Source organism: Rossellomorea sp. RS05 (assembly GCF_039822645.1).
GTDB lineage: Bacteria > Bacillota > Bacilli > Bacillales > Bacillaceae_B > Rossellomorea > Rossellomorea marisflavi_B.
Genome location: NZ_JBDKWY010000001.1, coordinates 769,947 through 786,435 on the forward strand (window position 1 = coordinate 769,947; position 16,489 = coordinate 786,435).

At 46.5% G+C, this 16,489-nt stretch carries 19 protein-coding genes; 15 read left to right on the forward strand and 4 right to left on the reverse strand.

From position 1 onward, the window contains the following. Positions 1-2 precede the first annotated feature (2 nt). The 5 genes from ABJ225_RS03945 to ABJ225_RS03965 all read left to right on the forward strand — a co-directional run bounded on the left by ABJ225_RS03945 (position 3) and on the right by ABJ225_RS03965 (position 4,803). Complete coding sequence (locus ABJ225_RS03945; protein WP_347318555.1) at positions 3-1,121, forward strand: dipeptide epimerase; 1,119 nt, start codon at positions 3-5, stop codon at positions 1,119-1,121. Then, complete coding sequence (locus ABJ225_RS03950) at positions 1,099-2,004, forward strand: C40 family peptidase (RefSeq protein WP_347318557.1); 906 nt, start codon at positions 1,099-1,101, stop codon at positions 2,002-2,004. The genes ABJ225_RS03945 and ABJ225_RS03950 overlap by 23 nt, the downstream gene beginning before the upstream one ends. A gap of 12 nt (positions 2,005-2,016) precedes the next feature. Beyond that, positions 2,017-3,021, forward strand: coding sequence for an ABC transporter ATP-binding protein (locus ABJ225_RS03955; protein WP_347318559.1), 1,005 nt, complete (start codon positions 2,017-2,019; stop codon positions 3,019-3,021). 35 nt (positions 3,022-3,056) lie between these two features. Next, a complete protein-coding gene (locus tag ABJ225_RS03960) occupies positions 3,057-3,806 on the forward strand; it encodes a serine hydrolase (RefSeq protein WP_218247153.1) in 750 nt (249 codons plus the stop codon). 283 nt (positions 3,807-4,089) lie between these two features. After that, positions 4,090-4,803 (forward strand): class I SAM-dependent methyltransferase, encoded by a 714-nt coding sequence (locus ABJ225_RS03965; RefSeq protein ID WP_347318561.1) that lies wholly within the window; start codon positions 4,090-4,092, stop codon positions 4,801-4,803. Positions 4,804-4,851: 48 nt separating this feature from the next. On the opposite strand, the gene guaC is transcribed toward ABJ225_RS03965, so the two are convergent. Beyond that, positions 4,852-5,835, reverse strand: a complete 984-nt coding sequence (gene guaC, locus ABJ225_RS03970) for a GMP reductase (protein WP_347318563.1) — start codon at positions 5,833-5,835, stop codon at positions 4,852-4,854. A gap of 362 nt (positions 5,836-6,197) precedes the next feature. On the opposite strand from guaC, the gene ABJ225_RS03975 reads away from it, so the two are divergent. The 5 genes from ABJ225_RS03975 to ABJ225_RS03995 all read left to right on the forward strand — a co-directional run bounded on the left by ABJ225_RS03975 (position 6,198) and on the right by ABJ225_RS03995 (position 10,534). Continuing rightward, positions 6,198-6,812 (forward strand): ArsR/SmtB family transcription factor, encoded by a 615-nt coding sequence (locus tag ABJ225_RS03975; protein WP_218247150.1) that lies wholly within the window; start codon positions 6,198-6,200, stop codon positions 6,810-6,812. A 100-nt stretch (positions 6,813-6,912) separates the two neighbouring features. Next, on the forward strand, positions 6,913-8,181 hold the full coding sequence (locus ABJ225_RS03980) for an MFS transporter (protein WP_286188396.1): 1,269 nt from the start codon (positions 6,913-6,915) through the stop codon (positions 8,179-8,181). A gap of 45 nt (positions 8,182-8,226) precedes the next feature. Then, complete coding sequence (locus tag ABJ225_RS03985) at positions 8,227-8,961, forward strand: ABC transporter ATP-binding protein (protein WP_218247148.1); 735 nt, start codon at positions 8,227-8,229, stop codon at positions 8,959-8,961. After that, positions 8,924-10,060 carry an ABC transporter permease gene (locus ABJ225_RS03990; RefSeq protein WP_347318566.1) on the forward strand — a complete coding sequence of 379 codons (1,137 nt, stop codon included), beginning with the start codon at positions 8,924-8,926 and terminating at the stop codon, positions 10,058-10,060. The genes ABJ225_RS03985 and ABJ225_RS03990 overlap by 38 nt, the downstream gene beginning before the upstream one ends. A 15-nt stretch (positions 10,061-10,075) precedes the next feature. Then, the gene (locus ABJ225_RS03995) at positions 10,076-10,534 is read left to right on the forward strand and encodes a GNAT family N-acetyltransferase (protein WP_347318568.1); all 459 of its coding nucleotides are present in this window, start codon (positions 10,076-10,078) and stop codon (positions 10,532-10,534) included. Positions 10,535-10,585: 51 nt separating this feature from the next. Here the strand turns inward: ABJ225_RS03995 and ABJ225_RS04000 are convergent, their stop codons facing one another. Further along, complete coding sequence (locus tag ABJ225_RS04000) at positions 10,586-10,972, reverse strand: sporulation protein (RefSeq protein ID WP_347318570.1); 387 nt, start codon at positions 10,970-10,972, stop codon at positions 10,586-10,588. A 289-nt stretch (positions 10,973-11,261) separates the two neighbouring features. Here ABJ225_RS04000 and ABJ225_RS04005 point away from each other — a divergent pair, with 289 nt between their 5' ends. The 3 genes from ABJ225_RS04005 to ABJ225_RS04015 all read left to right on the forward strand — a co-directional run bounded on the left by ABJ225_RS04005 (position 11,262) and on the right by ABJ225_RS04015 (position 13,788). Continuing rightward, complete coding sequence (locus ABJ225_RS04005; RefSeq protein ID WP_238281092.1) at positions 11,262-12,419, forward strand: N-acetylmuramoyl-L-alanine amidase family protein; 1,158 nt, start codon at positions 11,262-11,264, stop codon at positions 12,417-12,419. 95 nt (positions 12,420-12,514) lie between these two features. Continuing rightward, entirely contained in the window at positions 12,515-12,940 is a 426-nt protein-coding gene (locus ABJ225_RS04010) for a DUF1801 domain-containing protein (RefSeq protein ID WP_238281093.1), read from the forward strand. A gap of 212 nt (positions 12,941-13,152) precedes the next feature. Further along, the gene (locus tag ABJ225_RS04015; RefSeq protein ID WP_053427070.1) at positions 13,153-13,788 is read left to right on the forward strand and encodes an FMN-dependent NADH-azoreductase; all 636 of its coding nucleotides are present in this window, start codon (positions 13,153-13,155) and stop codon (positions 13,786-13,788) included. A gap of 159 nt (positions 13,789-13,947) precedes the next feature. Here the strand turns inward: ABJ225_RS04015 and ABJ225_RS04020 are convergent, their stop codons facing one another. Then, complete coding sequence (locus tag ABJ225_RS04020; RefSeq protein ID WP_053427069.1) at positions 13,948-14,385, reverse strand: hypothetical protein; 438 nt, start codon at positions 14,383-14,385, stop codon at positions 13,948-13,950. Positions 14,386-14,548: 163 nt separating this feature from the next. On the opposite strand from ABJ225_RS04020, the gene ABJ225_RS04025 reads away from it, so the two are divergent. Both ABJ225_RS04025 and ABJ225_RS04030 read left to right on the forward strand, forming a co-directional pair. After that, on the forward strand, positions 14,549-15,187 hold the full coding sequence (locus tag ABJ225_RS04025) for a hypothetical protein (RefSeq protein ID WP_347318574.1): 639 nt from the start codon (positions 14,549-14,551) through the stop codon (positions 15,185-15,187). Next, positions 15,184-15,912, forward strand: coding sequence for a nucleotidyltransferase domain-containing protein (locus ABJ225_RS04030; RefSeq protein WP_347318576.1), 729 nt, complete (start codon positions 15,184-15,186; stop codon positions 15,910-15,912). The genes ABJ225_RS04025 and ABJ225_RS04030 overlap by 4 nt, the downstream gene beginning before the upstream one ends. 47 nt (positions 15,913-15,959) lie before the next feature. Here ABJ225_RS04030 and ABJ225_RS04035 read toward each other — a convergent pair whose 3' ends face one another. Then, positions 15,960-16,349: a sporulation protein gene (locus tag ABJ225_RS04035; protein ID WP_056536563.1), complete on the reverse strand. Its 390-nt coding sequence runs from the start codon at positions 16,347-16,349 to the stop codon at positions 15,960-15,962. Positions 16,350-16,489: the final 140 nt, after the last annotated feature.

The window sequence follows — 16,489 nt, forward strand, 5'->3', positions numbered from 1 at the left end:
TCATGATCATCCAAAAAATTGAAACATTTCAAACCCATGTTCCACTGATCAAGCCATTTAAAACAGCCCTAAGGACCGTGACCGCCGCTGAAGCGATCATTGTGAAAATCACCTGTGAAGATGGACGGATCGGGTGGGGAGAGGCCCCGCCCACAGCTGTCATAACAGGAGAGACCCTTCAAAGTATAGAAGGAGCAATCCACTATCATCTGAAGCCTATCTTGTTAAAAGGGGATCTATTGAATCATGAAGAAATATTCCATCGGATCCAAACATGCATGACCGGGAACGGAAGTGCAAAAGCAGCCGTTGATATGGCAATCTATGATCTAGTAGCCCAGCGAAGCGGGCTGCCCCTTTATCAGTTTCTTGGAGGGCACAAGAACCGATTGGAAACGGATTTCACCGTCAGTGTCAATGAGCCGTCTGAGATGGCCGATGATGCACGTCAGTACATAAGAGAAGGATTTGATGTATTAAAAGTCAAGGTAGGTAAAGATGACATAGAAAAGGATATCCGCCGGATCCAGGCGATTCGGGAGGCAATTGGTAGGGAAGTGCAGATCCGGCTCGATGCGAATCAGGGCTGGGGAGCAAAAGAGGCAGTCCGTGCCATCAAAAAAATGGAAGACTCTGATCTAGGAATCGAATTGATCGAACAGCCGGTTCCCGCTCATGACCTGAACGGACTCAAATGGGTGACGGACCAAGTCGATACACCGATCATGGCCGATGAGAGTGTCTTCAGTCCACTTCAGGCATTGGAAGTGGTAAAGCACCGATGTGCGGATCTCATCAATATCAAACTGATGAAAGCAGGTGGGATTCACCAGGCTATCAAGATCAACGTCCTTGCAGAAGCTGCGGGAATGGAATGCATGGTGGGGAGCATGATCGAGTCCCGTTTAGGTATCACCGCTGCAGCCCACTTTGCAGCCAGCAGCCGGAATATTACCCGATACGACTTTGACGCTCCCCTTATGCTAGCGCACGATTTTCTTGAAGGCGGGGCGACCTATGAAGGGAAACAAATCAGGCTTTCTGAAAGTCCTGGAATGGGCATTAAACATATTCACTTGGAGAAAGGGAGGATAACCAATGATGGAAAGGTCAGTAGTTAATGTGGCCGTGGCCACTTTATGGACGACACCACAATCCCCGAGAAAACGTGATGAAGAAATCCTGTCCGACCCTGTAGACATGGAAAAGTGGATTGCCCCGCAGGACTATGAATCACTATTGGAGCTGTGCGATCGCAATCTAATCCAATCACAGCTCTTGTTCGGAACCGAAGTAAACGTGGTAGGGATAGAAGGGGAATGGTCTGAAGTAGTCGTGGCGGAGCAGCCTTCATCCAAATGTGCAGACGGATATCCAGGATGGATCCCGAGCTGTCAGTTGAGCAGGGATGAATGCAAGGAACCGAAGGACGGGTATGCCATCGTCATTGTCCCGTTCACTGAGTTGGAATATGAGAATGGAAGAATGAAGTTAAGCTATCTGACTGCCCTTCCGGTAATCAATCAAACGGAGGAAGCCGTTCGGGTACAGACACCCAAAGGGCCTGGTACCCTACAAGTGGAAGATATCGTTTTCTCTTCACGTACTATACCGGATGTGCAGGGAGACGGTGCTGCGATTGTGAAAGACGGAAAGCAATTTTTGGATCTCCCTTATCTTTGGGGAGGAATGAGCGCTTTCGGATATGATTGCTCAGGTTTCTCCTACAATATGTGCCGTGCTAACGGTGTGATCATCCCAAGGGATGCAAATGATCAGGCCCTGCACGGAAAGAAGGTGCCATTGGATGCATTGGCTCCTGGAGACCTCCTGTTTTTTGCTTATGAGAAAGGCAAGGGTGCGGTCCATCATGTTGGAATCTACCATGGGGACGGCGTGATGATCCACTCTCCAAAAACAGGGAAGACGATCGAGACCCTATCGCTGAAAGGAACGTATTATGAGGAAGAACTTTGTGAAGCAAGGCGCTATTGGAAAGACTAGGAGGCGGTAAGGATGACCAATGAAAAGCTACTTCAAGTGAAACGGCTCAAAAAACATTTCCGACTGGATAAGGGGAAGTTACTGAAAGCGGTGGACGACATATCCTTTGATATATATCGTGGCGAAACATTCGGGCTTGTAGGAGAATCCGGATGCGGAAAATCGACGACTGGACGAACGATCATCGGGCTCTATGATTGTACGGGCGGGGAGGTGGAATATGCGGGTCGGAATCTCCACGCACTTAGCGCAAAGGAGCAGCATGCATTTCACCGTAAGATCCAGATGATATTCCAGGATCCTTATGCTTCTCTCAATCCCAGATCCACTGTGAAAGAAATCATAGCGGAGCCCATGGAGTCCCATCAGCTTTATAAGGATAAGAAGGAACAGTTGGAAAAGGTCTATCAGTTGCTGGAAGACGTCGGTTTGAACCGGGATCATGCTAACCGATATCCACATGAATTCAGCGGCGGACAGCGGCAGCGGATCGGGATTGCACGGGCTCTTGCTCTCGATCCAGAGTTCATCATCGCAGATGAACCGATATCAGCGCTTGACGTATCCGTACAAGCCCAAATCGTCAACCTCCTTAGGAAACTCCAAAAGGAAAAGGGCATTACCTTCTTGTTCATAGCCCATGACTTATCCATGGTGAAGCATATCAGCAATCGGATCGGCGTCATGTATTTGGGATCGATCGTCGAGCTGACTGAGAGTAAGGAACTGTACAAAAAGCCTCTGCATCCATATACACAGGCGCTACTATCTGCCATCCCGATTCCGGATCCCGACGTGGAGGACAGGAGGGAGCGGATCATCCTGAAGGGTGAGATCCCTAGCCCCATCGATCCCCCGAGTGGATGCGTATTCAGGACACGCTGCCCTCACGCAATGGATGTTTGTGCAGAGAAAAAACCAATTTGGAAAGAAGTGGAACCGAGTCATTTTGTAGCGTGTCACCTTTACGATGAAACCATAATCAAAGATCATGACGAAGTGGCCGTAACCAAATGAGAACCGCAGGACTGGAAGATTTGAGAGAGGATTTGATGAAGGTCGTACATGAGTGTCCCGGAAGTGTAAGTTTCACGATCCTCTCACATGACGAGTCCCTGTCTTGGGAAGAGAACCGGCGCAAATCATCTGCCAGCCTGATCAAGCTGCCGATCATGATGGCTGCATTTGAACAGATTCAGACAGGCAGCCTCAATGGTGATGCCATGGTGGTCCTGCGTCATGAAGATCATGTGGAAGGCGCAGGGGTCTTGAATGGATTGCATGATGGAATCACACTGTCCATTGAAGATTTGTTGATGCTCATGATCACCGTCTCAGACAACACAGCCACCAACCGGCTGATCGAGCTAATTGGAAAGGATACAATCAACAGATTCTGCCTGACGTGGAATCTAAAGCGGACGTTCTTGAACCGTAAGATGATGGACTTCCGATCGTTGGAAATGGGACAGGACAATTGGACGTCATCCATGGACGTGGTCAGCTGTCTTAAAGCAATCAACGAAGGTCCCTTTAAGGAGGCATCCAGGAGAAAAATGCTTACAATGCTCTCACGCCAGCAATTTCGTGATAAACTTCCTGCATTGGTAGGGGGAGATGTAAAAGTCTTCAATAAGACCGGGGAACTACCTGGCGTTGAACATGATTGTGCGATCTTGGAGTCAACTTCAGGAAAGATTGCTTATGTGGCTGTTCTGATTGATGAGCTGCAGGCTCCAGAGGATGGAAGGAGGGCGATCTCGAGAATCGGAAAGCTTGTTTATGATTACTTAACCGCTTAATACCTGTAATCATTTTGTCATAATTGTCATATAAAACATCCAGCCAGACATGGGTGCTCCTCCCAAAAAGGCGCAGAAAGACCTACAACTTTGGAGGAAGATGGTAGGCTACCCTGATTCTACAGCCTATCCTACCGGCCGATCAAGGTAAAGAAGAGGGGCATACGGCTCATTTGAGAGTTCCTGGGTCCGACCCTTTTCCTGTGAAAAACATCATTGTTTCATACGGGTGTAACATGCCTATTCTTTCCTTCCTGTACAATAATAGGAGGGGGGATATACGATGAGAGAATGGATTGTAGATGAAAACGATGTATTGAAGATGCTGGATTCATGGTTAAGGGACCCCAAGCCTTTTTGGGAAGGATTTTATGAAAATCGCGAACGGAAAATTCCTATTTTTACAAGTAGACCCGATGAGAACCTTGTGTCGTATGTGAACAGTGGTCGATTGAAAACGGGCAAAGCACTGGATATTGGCTGTGGTGCCGGAAGGAATGCCATTTATCTCGCCAGTAATGGATGGGAGGTCGATGCAATGGACCTTTCTTCGACTTCCTTAAAGTGGGCAGGGGAACGCGCAGAAGAAGCGGGTGCTACGATCCGCTTCTTCCAGGCAGACCTCCTCGAACATCAGATTGAAAAGGATGCATATGATCTAGTGTACGACTCGGGGTGTTTTCACCATATTGCTCCACACAGAAGACCCCGGTACAGAGAAGTGATCCTGAATGCGTTGAAGCAAGATGGATATTATGGCCTCGCCTGTTTTTGTGAAGACGGAGAATATGGGGGTGCCACCCTATCAGATTGGGAGATCTACCAAAAGGGGTCGCTCCATGGCGGGATGGGATATACAGAAGAAAAGCTCATTCGGATTTTTGAGTGCTTCACCCCAGTGGAAATACGGAAAATGGTCGGGGATAGCGATCAGGATGTATTTGAATCCGATGGACTATGGGCAGCATTATTCAAGCATGATCTGCCCCGGTCCTGAACAAAAAGTAAAAGAGTTGGGCGTCCATCGCCCAACTCTTTTAGTCTATCAATAAACTTTGTCGCCATTGAAGATCGAATTTTTCACTACCACATAATCGACGGTCCGGATGGCATCGAGTTTCGTTCCGCCTGCATAGGAGATCGAGGATTGAAGATCCTGTTCCATTTCCGTCAGGGTATCCTGAAGGGAGCCTTTATGCTCAACGAACATTTTCTTCCCTTCCACGTTTTTCTTTTCACCTTTTTGGAATTCAGAGGCAGAACCGAAGTATTCTTTGACGCGTTTTCCATCAATTTCCGTCGTCTCACCAGGAGATTCTTCATGCCCTGCGAATAACGACCCGATCATGACCATGCTGGCACCGAATCGGATGCTTTTCGCGATATCCCCATGGGTCCTGATCCCGCCGTCAGCGATAATCGGCTTGGTTGCAGCTTTTGCGCACCATCTTAATGCCGCAAGCTGCCAGCCACCGGTTCCAAAACCGGTTTTGATCTTTGTGATGCAAACTTTGCCCGGACCGATCCCAACCTTGGTCGCATCTGCTCCAGCATGTTCAAGTTCTCTTACCGCCTCTGGTGTCCCCACGTTTCCAGCAATAACAAAGCTCGTAGGCAGGAGTTTTTTAATATGTTGGATCATGCTGATCACGGCATTTGAATGGCCATGTGCAATATCGATCGTGATGTATTCAGGTACCAACCCTTTAGAGGCCAGTTCCTCCACAAAACTATATTCTTCTTCCTTCACGCCCACGCTGATGGACGCAATCAGTCCGCGAGCGTGCATATCCTCGATGAAGCTGATCCTTTTCCCAGGTTCGAAACGGTGCATAATATAGAAATAGTTATGTTCTGCAAGGTACATAGCAATCTTCTCATCGATGATGGTCTGCATATTGGCAGGTACCACAGGAAGTTTAAATGTATGTCCACCTAATGTGATGGCTGTATCACATTCTGAACGGCTGTTAACAATGCATTTGGCTGGAATCAATTGAATATCTTCATAGTCGAACACGTTTTCCATCATGAACACTCCTAAACACGAATAATTATCGTCGGACGAAAATGAAATGTTCGTCCATTGGTAATGTACATGATTTCTTGACTGTTGTCAAAGTTTTTTATCAATTCAAGATGACATCATTGTAATCGATTACTATTTTTCGCAGCAGCAGGGGCAGTCGCATTCTTTTTTTGTTTCACACAGACAGTTTGGGCACGAACATTCGTGGACCATCAGGACACCTTCTTTCTTTTACCAACCAGTATATCCAGATGAAAGAATGTTCAATCGATTTTCATTCTCCCATTGCAAATCGATCGCTAATGGATTAGAGTAGGAATAACCGTTAAATTATTTTTACCGAGTAAAAAGAGGTGTGCAGTATGGCAGGAATCTATATCATCAAAGATCTTGATCAGCTTAAAGCTCTCAGCGATCCGTTTCGGGTCAGGCTGATGTTCAAACTGATTGAACGGCCGTATACGGGTCAGCAGCTGTCCGAAATCTTCGAGCTTTCACGAGCACGGATTCATTATCACCTGAAAGAGCTTGAAAAACTTGGTCTTGCAGAAATCGTGAAAACTGAAGAGAAAAATGGCATTATTCAAAAGTTCTATCAGTCTGTGGCAACAGGATTCTATCCCCATTCAAGTCTTTTCCCACACACGAAGGAAATCAGCGATATGAAACAATATCTCATGCTTGAAATGATGGAACAGACGACATCAAAGCTAATATCTGCACCATCTGAAGCTCTTGAAGATGTTGATTCGAGTGAAGATCCTTCTGAGTGGAATATGTTGGCGTCTTCCTGGGAAATTCAAGCTTCGGAAGATACCTTCAAATGGTACATCAAGGAACAATTCAAACTGATGGAAGAACTTGATCGCCGCGCGGAAGCAGAAGAGGCGTCGGTCAAGAAGAGATATTTTGTATCCAACTATGGTTTCCGGGTAGAAGAGCCTGTTTTTGAAAGAGTAAAAGACAAAGACCAGTGAGAGGTCTTTTCTTTTAGCACTACGGTAAAATAATTTTAACTGAGTATATTTTTTTACTATAATGGTCAAAAAAACTTACAGTCAGGAGATGGTGAATGGGATGAAAGAGCATTTGTTTAGAAATCGAAACTTCAGATTCATGTTTATAGGTAGGATCCTATCGAATATGGGGGACAGCATCTACTATGTTGCCGCCATGTGGCTTGTGTACGAACTGGGAGGAAGTGCCTTTTATACGGGGTTGGCCGGTTTCCTCACTATGCTGCCGACGGTTCTGCAGTTCTTGATTGGTCCACTGGTCGATCGTTTCAGTACAAAGAAGCTGCTGACATACGTACAGGTGCTTCAGGCAGGACTGATCCTGATGATTCCGGTTGCCCATTTCATAGGCTATTTGAATGTGGCCGTGATCTTGACGATCATGCCGGTAGTATCCATGATGAATCAGTTTACGTATCCCGCCCAAACAGCCGCCTTGCCACGGATCATCAAAAAAGAACAGCTTGTAAAAGGGAACGCTCTGTTTACATTCGCTTACCAAGGAGCCGACATGATCTTCAATGCCCTTACAGGAATCCTTCTCCCATTGATTGGTGCCGTAACCCTCTTTATGATGGATTCTGCTGTGTTCTTAGCAGCCGCTCTAGTGTACAGCTCCCTTCGTTTGCCAGAGAAAAAAAGGACCAGGAAAAGAACGTTGAAGGAATCGACTATTCTGTATAAGGGGGAGTTGGCAGAGGGGATGATGATTGTTTTTCGCTCATATATGGCCATCTTCTTGGTCGCGTCCGTGATTGCAAATGGGGCAATAGGCGCTACATATGCCATCCTACCTGTATACACGGGTGAATCAGCAGGGGCATCCTGGTTTGGGTGGTATCTTGGAGCCATTTCACTTGGTCTTCTGTCTGGTGCAATGTTCGCTCCCGTTCTATCCAGATTTCCGCTTGGCCGGTTAACCATTACATTGTATTTTCTAGGCGGGGCCAGCTGGATCGTGTCGGGCCTTTCGGGTATTTCCATAATCGGAGCTATATTGTTTGGCCTGGCCTGGCTACCCATCGGTGCAACGAATGTCATTACGGGGGCTGCCATCCAGTCCATCTTGCCACCGCATCTGATGGGAAGGGTATTTTCGGTTGTCGCGTCCATGAGTGCTGTGGCCATGCCCCTAGGCTCCCTTTTTGGGGGGATTATGGCCGACCGGTGGGGAAGCGGCATCATCTTCATGTCGGCAGCGGGCGCAATCGTCTTCATTTCGGTATTCTGGTTGAGTGTCTCCAAGCTCCGCAGGCTTCCAAGTACACATGAGCTGTCTGCTGGGGATCTCCATTTACCTGAAAATTCCCACTCCACAAACATTGGATGATAATGGTAGAATAAGAAGGGATAGTTAGTCTTTGGAGGCATGAATATGATATTGAACACAACCATTCAAGAAGCAGGTTACAGCCGGGATGACCTGATTCTGCAAGACATTTCATTTGAGGTCGGGAAGGGTGAGCTTGTCGGTCTGATCGGGCCCAACGGTGCGGGGAAAAGCACAACAATCAAAACCATCCTGGGTCTTATGAAGCATGTGAAGGGAACGGTCGAGATTTCTCCCTATGCGTATATACCGGAACGTCCGATTTTTTATGAACGGCTGACGATGAGGGAACATATTGACTTTCTGTACACGACCTTAGATGGAGAACAGGCAGCCTTTGAAGAAAAAGTGACTAGCCTGGTCAGCTACTTCCGGTTGACCCATGTTCTTCATCATTATCCTGATCAGTTCTCAAAAGGGATGCAACAAAAAATGATGCTGATCCTGGCGTTTCTGAAAGAACCGGATCTTTATATCATTGATGAGCCGTTCATGGGGCTTGATCCGACTGCAGTGAAAAAACTCCTCGCCCTTTTGGAAACTGAGCGTAAAAGGGGAGCGGGCGTCCTGATGTCGACCCATATCCTTGACACCGCCGAGCGGATCTGCGACCGCTTTGTACTGATAGCAGAAGGGGAAATGATCGTCGAGGGGGACCTGAAGGCCATCCGGAGAAAGAGTGGACTCCCAGCAGGCTCGCTATTCGATTGCTTCGATGCGCTGACAGAGGGGGAGGAGAATGATGGTCTGGCCCATTTTTCGGCACCGATTCAAGGATGAGTGGCGGCAGAAATGGAAGGTAATCCGCTCGGTCATCGACTGGACGATCGCCCTCTACCTTGTAGTTCCGTTTGCGATCATGGCGCCTTTTTTCTATCGGGATTGGTGGACTGAAACGGAATCCTATTGGGCTTCTGGTATCCCGGTCTGGATCCTTCTGTCAATACTGGGCTTCATGACACTCGGGGGAAACATACGCACTTATGTCCTAGAGCCGGATCTATTGTTCCTGATAGAAAAGAAGGAGCAAGTCATTGCACTTAAAAGACTGGGCCTTATGGTCACCCTGGGACAGATCCTGATGTCACTCGTTTTACCTGCTGCCCTGTCCCTTCCCATATTCGTGAACATATATGATGAACGTCCCTTGACTATAGCCGTGATCTTCATTCTATTCGTCTTGCTCAAATGGTCAGTGCTGCTCATGAAGAAATACATAGCGGGACAATGGTCAAGGGGAGTCTTGATGCTATTCATGGTAGCAGCCTTTGTACTGATCTCAACGGTTGCGGATTCTCCGATATATGGGATCGCGGCAGTGTTGATCCTGCTGTCGACTATCTTTGGTTACTTCGTTCAAGGGGTGAAAAGTACAGGGGATTTCCAAAGTGAAGTGGAGACCGAGCAATCGGAACGAAATCAATATGTAAACCTGGTATATAGCCTTTCCTCTCAAATAGAGAAAGAAAAAGGAGGGAAACGTGGCAGGCCATTGATCTTGTTCAGGAACTCAAGGCGTTTATTCCGGGAACGGACAGCTGAAAATGGAATCCTGGAACTATGTTTAAAAGCATTTTTACGTAATGGAACTTTCTTTCGGACATATATACAGATGATTTCCATCACCACAGGCGGAATTCTGTTCCTTCCCCTTTTATTGAAGTGGTTGCTGTTTGGGGGCATCCTCGTTTTCATGACCTTCTGGCTCCATACCATTTTCAAGAAGCTCATGGGCAACCGGTTCTTTGAAGTGGCGCCATTTGATCAAGAGGCGGAGTACGCTGCTGCCAACCGATTTGGTAAGTGGCTCGTAACGCCCGTCCTTATCTGGACAGGGACAATCACGATAATCTCGACAATCTGGTCGGTTTATTTTTAACTAGGAGGAATCTACATGGTTGAATTGAAGAAAATGAGTGATCATGAGTTTGAAGCATGGCGGAATAGAAGCGTCGCTTCTTATGCCGCTGAGAAAGTAAAAGCCGGTAATTTTAAGGAAGAAACGGCAATCGAAGAGTCTGAGAGCGAATTTCAAAAGCTTCTGCCACAAGGGAAGGATACACCGGATCACCATCTGTTCACCGTCATGGACGAGGGAGAGAATGTTGGGATGTTATGGTTTCATGCCAATAACGAAATGAAGGAAAATTACATTTTTGATATTGAAATGCTCGAAAGCAAGCGGGGAATGGGGTATGGAAAACAGACGCTTCAGGCATTGGAAGAGCTCAGCCGGGATATGGGGATGGAGAAAATTTCACTTCACGTGTTCGGTCATAACAAAACAGCCATCGGCCTTTATACGGGCACAGGGTTTGAGACGACCAATATCATTATGTCTAAGCAGCTGTAATCTTTATGTAAGGGCTCCTCAAAAGGGGCTCTTTTTCGTTTTTAATCCTTTCTAATGAATGGTGACGTAATCCTCATCCACGCTATCTTGTCCTTCCTCAAACTTGAGCTTTGTCCTGAATAGGTACCTTGCTCCTGCGTGTTCAACCGGCAGATCATCTGGAATCTGGTAAACGAATGAATACATATCCTTCTCTTCAGTCTCAAGAGCATGAGTGATCGCCACGATCCTCGTATCGATTATCTCTTCTTTCTTGCCGTTCTCATAGATCATGACAAGCTGACATTCAATTTTTGTCAGGAGCTGGTCCACGATCCCCCCGTTGATATGGAATTTCCCTGATAGCTTTTCCCCTTTTCGGTAATGATCTTTGGGAAGGGTCAAATCGATCATTGCTGAGCCGACACCGTTTAAGGACATGTATTTTCGCAGTAACATAGGGCTCCTCCTTTTATTTATTGAACGTAAAAGACCTTTACCAAGAAGAGATGCCACATTTAGCCACATACTTCCGGTAAAGGTCTCGCTAACAACCATGTTGCCGATGAAGCCGGGGGTCTTCACCCCGTAATGACGACCTCATCGTATAAGCTACTCCCCTTTATGGGATTCAGTTGAGATTATCATAAGGAGAAATATCTATTCTGTCAAATGTTACGGTTAATGGATGTAAGCCGTTCCCAAAAGGACGAGCTTTTCATATAGTAACGTAAAAGGAGTGATGACTATGGCTAAGGCCAGTGACTTTTTGATTGCACTTGATGACGGGCATGGAATGGAAACTGCGGGGAAAAGGACCCCTTATATTGAATCCCTTGGTAGGCAGATCCGAGAAAATGAATTCAATGCTGCTGTGACGAATTATCTGAAGATCGAGCTGGAGAGATGTGGTTTCCGAACGGTTTTGACTGCCCCTACAGATGTGGATACCCCACTAAAAGAAAGGACGGATCTCGCCAATTCACTGAATGCTGACGCGCTTGTATCCAATCATTTCAATGCTTTGAAAGACCGGTTCGACCCCGGTGGCAATGACCCTGAAGGACATTCCATCCATATATACCCGGGAGATGCAGTAGGAAGACAATTCGCAGAAACGGTGGCAAAATATATCCGTCAAAATCCCCGTCAGAAGTTCAGGGGGATTATCGAACAAAATCTCCATATCACCCGCGAGTTCAAGAATGCGGCCATCTTGATTGAGAATGGATTCATGGATAACCGCAGGGAATCCTTACTGATGATCAATCAGACCTTCCAACAGGAAAGGGCACGTGAAGAGGCACAGGGAATCTGTGAGTATTTCGGTGTGCCTTATGTAGGGGGAAGCGCGCCTGCTCCAGCCCCGGCTCCATCCCCAACCCAAAAGCCTGTAACTGGGAGTGAGATAGGAAAACGTGTCGAATCAATCTACCGAGGTGCGGATCAATTGAATTTTTATTCTAAACCGACCTTCAACCAAGCGTTCGTGGCAGGAAAACTTGCATTCGGGTTTGGCTTTCCTACTATTACAGCGAAGCTGAACGTAGAAGGTGCCCAGATGTATGAAGTGAAGAATTCTAAAGGAAACACCTACTATGTGACGGCGTCCCCTCAGTTTGTGAAGGTCGTCGGTGCTGGTACCAGTACACCTCAGCCCCCATCATCACCATCGATTAAAGCCATCGGAGAAATCACCATCATCGGGGTGGCGAATGCTGCCATCATCCAAGACCGGCCGGATCGACTCGCATCCGTCAATCTCGGTACCATCAATCGAGGACAGACCATACGGGTTGCTGGCTCGGTCAAAGGGAAGAATAGTCCTACCGGCTACTGGGAAGTCATCTACAATGGGAAACGAGCATATATATCAGGTGAATTTGGACAGTTCCGTTCTTATTAATCAAGAAGGCCCGGATTTTCATTCCGGGCTTTTTTATATGGATGAGAAGGGACTAAGAAGAGGGATGTCGTATATCCATGATAGGGAGGGATTGTATGTATGAACTGAAAACGAAGGAAACGGATGCGGACGTCCTGGAATACATCGAAACGTCCGTGCCTGAGATTCGCAGGGAGGATGCTTTCAAACTGCTGGATCTGTTTACTGAAGCATCAGGTTTCGAAGGGAAGATGTGGGGGAAGAGCATCATTGGCTTTGGATCCTACCACTATACGTATGCAAGTGGGCATGAAGGGGATGCGGCATTGGCAGGATTTTCACCGCGCAAATCCAAGATTTCTATCTATCTGGGCTGTACGGGAACTGATAAAGACAAACTCTTATCGAAACTTGGCAAACACACAAGCGGAAAGGGCTGTGTGTATATCAATCGGTTAAGTGGCGTAGACACGGATATTCTGAAAGAATTGATCCGGTTATCGATCCATGAACTTCAAACCAAATATCCTGCAAACGGGTGAAGAAGAGTCAGTCAAAAGACTGATTTTTCTTTTTTGCTTCGCTGGTAAAATGAGTTCTTGTGTTAGAGATTTCAATCATATTCCACCCCATCGCAAACTTATGGCTTGCAATCGAGGCGGATATCTTATATGATTAATCTCGAATTAAGAATATCTCAGTTCAAGATATACGAGGTATTAACTCCCAAGATAAGAAAGGAACGAATACACACATGTCAAAAGTATTGTACATCACTGCACATCCACATGATGAGTCTGCTTCATTCAGCATGGCAGCAGGTAAAGCATTCATCGATTCTTACAAAGAAGCCAATCCATCAGATGAGGTTGTTCATATCGACCTTTACAAAGAAAACATCCCTCACATCGATGCAGATGTATTCAGCGGATGGGGCAAACTTCAAAGCGGAAGCGAGTTCAACGCATTGTCTGCTGAAGAGCAAGCAAAAGTAGCCCGTCTGAACGAACTATCTGACCAGTTCGTTGCAGCTGACAAATATGTTTTCGTCACACCATTCTGGAACTTCTCTTTCCCTCCAGTTATGAAAGCGTATATTGATTCTGTCTCTGTTGCAGGCAAATCATTCAAATACACCGAGCACGGACCTGTTGGACTTCTGACAGACAAAAAAGCCTTGCATATCCAAGCACGCGGCGGTATCTACTCTGAAGGTCCTGCAGCAGCAATGGAAATGGGACATCGCTACCTTGAACTCATCATGCAGTTCTACGGTGTACCTAGCTTCGAAGGTCTCTTCATCGAAGGACACAACGCTATGCCTGAAAAAGCGCAAGAGATCAAAGAAAACGGAATTGCCCGTGCAAAAGATCTTGCGAAAACATTCTAATAGGTGAAATTGAAAAGACCGCCAGGCTGGATGACCAGCCTGGCGGTTTTTTATGAGTACTCCCTCTGCAGCGAAAGAAGCACCCTTATCCGTTCGTTTATCTAGGGAGGAAGGTGGGTAATGCATGATCTATGCTTGTCTTGCTTGTCCGGTCACGGATTAGCCGGCGGTAGCCAATGCCGTGAAACTTTCAGGGCCGACCCTGACAGTACCCAATGCTGTGGCACTGACATAGGCGGAGTAAACCAGTGGACCACTCGCAGGGATTCCAGGATTGAAGTCAGCGCCAGCGAATGTGATCAATTGTGGACCTACAATGGATAAATCCAAAACTTGCCTTGCTGTATACACTGTAATTAAACCAGATTGTTGTGTACCACGGATGATAGTGATATCAACGTTCGTCGCAATTGGGAGCAATGGCAGCTGAACAGCCATCGTTCCTTCGAATTGAACCCTGATCTGCCCGACAGTCGCTTTTGTAACATCTAGTCCGACGACTCCGAAAAGACTATTTTGACCTACAAGGATTGGTGTTGAAATCTGTCCATACGTGCTCGCATTTTGTGACGTACGCGCATCAAGAAAAATTCCCATATTTTCACCTCCTGTCTTGTTATCTAGTACAGTATATGCATGTCCACTGAATGCGTCTGTGCACATGATTCAGTTTTGAAAAATGGATGATACCCCCAAATGAAACTTTTCCACCCGCTATATCGTATATAGAAGAAACCATACATAAATTGGGGGAGTCAACATGTGGATCAGCATCGGTTTCAGCATCATCTATCTTTTTTGTATCATTTATATGATTTCTTATCGCCTGAATATAAAAAAAGCGGTTGAACGTAAAGATGAGGCCTATTATCCTTCAGTGCAAACGAATTTAGATAATATTATCGTCCCTGACAGGTGGGAGCCTATGATCCCATTTGATAAACGTTCTAAATCCTATCGGACCCTCCACTGGGGAACGCCTGCCCTCATCCTTCTGATGAGCATTCTATTCATCCTAGTATTCGGAATGGATTTTTTGCATGGTTCATTCATTAATTTTGGTTATATTTTCTTTACCTTCTTAGTCATGATCCGGCATCAGGGTAACATCTACCTGTTGAATGATGGCGTCATTTTAAATGGCAGGTTCTTCTCGTGTAATAAGGTGAAGGGCTATAAAGTGGAGAAAATTGTGAAGTGGCACGAATTATATGGGTTGGACGAACGATTGAACAATAGTTACAAGGTCAGCCTGCTATTGAAACGGGGGATTTTCCAGCCGAATTACGTAGTACTCACAGAAGAGCGTGACATGAGAACCGTCGTTCAGCTGCTGGAGGATAAAGGAATTGAGGGGACGGTAGCGTATGTACTTCCTCAACCGGAGGTGCAACGATGACCATCGAGCGTGCCCTCAAGGCTGCAAAAGAATTGATCCGTGTCCGGTTCCCTTCATGTGAGGCTGCCGTATTAAGTGGAAGCGTGGTGAGAGGACAGGGCACGGCAACTTCTGATTTGGATATCGTCGTCGTGATCAACGAACTCTCTTCTTCATTCAGGGAAAGCCTGATGTGGCAGGGGTGGCCGGTTGAACTATTTGTCCACACCCCGACGGGGATCCTGGACTTTTTCAGAGATGATTGTCTCCGCGGCAGGCCATCACTCCCGCGGATGATCTCAGAAGGGCTGCCTCTAACAAATAATCAAACCCTCGATTCATTAAAGGCTACCGCAAACAGCCTGCTGAGTGCCGGACCGGAACGCTGGGATGAAGATACCATTGATAGGAAGCGGTATTTTCTAACCGATGCCCTCGATGATTTCAACGGTTGTAACGATAGGGGAGAAGGATTGTTCATTGCCGGCCATCTGGCAGAGCTGCTTCATGAATTTGTCCTGAGGACCAATGGTTGTTGGATCGGCAGTTCCAAATGGATCGTGAGGGCACTGAAGAAATTTGACCCTGAATATGCACGACATTTTGTACATGCATTCGATTCCTATTATAAACACGGGGAGAAAAAGGGGGTGATCACTCTGGTGAATCAAGCTCTCAGTCCGTTCGGTGGCCGCTTGTTCGAGGGATTCTCAATCGGGAAACCCTTAGACGGGCCATTCTCCTGACTATACTGAAAAGGGTGTTCCGGTTGAACCGGAACACCCTTGGTTTTTTAATCAAGTATGATTTGGAAGCTGTCATGATCTTTGCGATGCATGCCTTCTTCAAAAATGAGACGAGTAACAAATTTATACGAGATGCCCTCTTTACTTGGAGGGAATGTATCTGCCAATCGGCAGGCAAATTGGATTTTTCGTTGCTCTCCTGCTTTCATAATGGAAGAGCTCAGGATTGTATTCTGGTGAAGGATGGATGAGCACTCGGTCTTTTCATTGTATTGAAGCAGATCCGTCTCGATCCTTTTCAGCTTCTGGTCGACTTTACCGCCGATCAGTTCGTATTCCCCTTTAATAAGTTCTCCTGGACAATAGGCAGAACGATGCAATACAAGATCGATCTTCGCAGCACCGATCCCCATCTTACACATCAACTTTGCAAACATCATTCTCACCCTCGCTTTCTTTATAATATTTATCTGATCATGGGCAGAATTATCCTCTAACAAAGCTATATTGTAAAGAAAGAAATCAACGATGTCTACACTAGATTTTCGACATTTTTCGATTAAGCTCACTAACCTCA

What these genes read in the sequence shown, in the direction of transcription:
- ABJ225_RS03945 (WP_347318555.1), top strand. Translation starts at nt 3, where the DNA reads ATGATCATCCAAAAAATTGAAACATTTCAAACCCATGTTCCACTGATC.
- ABJ225_RS03950 (WP_347318557.1), top strand. Translation starts at nt 1,099, where the DNA reads ATGATGGAAAGGTCAGTAGTTAATGTGGCCGTGGCCACTTTATGGACG.
- ABJ225_RS03955 (WP_347318559.1), top strand. Translation starts at nt 2,017, where the DNA reads ATGACCAATGAAAAGCTACTTCAAGTGAAACGGCTCAAAAAACATTTC.
- ABJ225_RS03960 (WP_218247153.1), top strand. Translation starts at nt 3,057, where the DNA reads ATGAAGGTCGTACATGAGTGTCCCGGAAGTGTAAGTTTCACGATCCTC.
- ABJ225_RS03965 (WP_347318561.1), top strand. Translation starts at nt 4,090, where the DNA reads ATGAGAGAATGGATTGTAGATGAAAACGATGTATTGAAGATGCTGGAT.
- guaC (WP_347318563.1), bottom strand. Translation starts at nt 5,835, where the DNA reads ATGGAAAACGTGTTCGACTATGAAGATATTCAATTGATTCCAGCCAAA.
- ABJ225_RS03975 (WP_218247150.1), top strand. Translation starts at nt 6,198, where the DNA reads ATGGCAGGAATCTATATCATCAAAGATCTTGATCAGCTTAAAGCTCTC.
- ABJ225_RS03980 (WP_286188396.1), top strand. Translation starts at nt 6,913, where the DNA reads ATGAAAGAGCATTTGTTTAGAAATCGAAACTTCAGATTCATGTTTATA.
- ABJ225_RS03985 (WP_218247148.1), top strand. Translation starts at nt 8,227, where the DNA reads ATGATATTGAACACAACCATTCAAGAAGCAGGTTACAGCCGGGATGAC.
- ABJ225_RS03990 (WP_347318566.1), top strand. Translation starts at nt 8,924, where the DNA reads ATGGTCTGGCCCATTTTTCGGCACCGATTCAAGGATGAGTGGCGGCAG.
- ABJ225_RS03995 (WP_347318568.1), top strand. Translation starts at nt 10,076, where the DNA reads ATGGTTGAATTGAAGAAAATGAGTGATCATGAGTTTGAAGCATGGCGG.
- ABJ225_RS04000 (WP_347318570.1), bottom strand. Translation starts at nt 10,972, where the DNA reads ATGTTACTGCGAAAATACATGTCCTTAAACGGTGTCGGCTCAGCAATG.
- ABJ225_RS04005 (WP_238281092.1), top strand. Translation starts at nt 11,262, where the DNA reads ATGGCTAAGGCCAGTGACTTTTTGATTGCACTTGATGACGGGCATGGA.
- ABJ225_RS04010 (WP_238281093.1), top strand. Translation starts at nt 12,515, where the DNA reads ATGTATGAACTGAAAACGAAGGAAACGGATGCGGACGTCCTGGAATAC.
- ABJ225_RS04015 (WP_053427070.1), top strand. Translation starts at nt 13,153, where the DNA reads ATGTCAAAAGTATTGTACATCACTGCACATCCACATGATGAGTCTGCT.
- ABJ225_RS04020 (WP_053427069.1), bottom strand. Translation starts at nt 14,385, where the DNA reads ATGGGAATTTTTCTTGATGCGCGTACGTCACAAAATGCGAGCACGTAT.
- ABJ225_RS04025 (WP_347318574.1), top strand. Translation starts at nt 14,549, where the DNA reads ATGTGGATCAGCATCGGTTTCAGCATCATCTATCTTTTTTGTATCATT.
- ABJ225_RS04030 (WP_347318576.1), top strand. Translation starts at nt 15,184, where the DNA reads ATGACCATCGAGCGTGCCCTCAAGGCTGCAAAAGAATTGATCCGTGTC.
- ABJ225_RS04035 (WP_056536563.1), bottom strand. Translation starts at nt 16,349, where the DNA reads ATGTTTGCAAAGTTGATGTGTAAGATGGGGATCGGTGCTGCGAAGATC.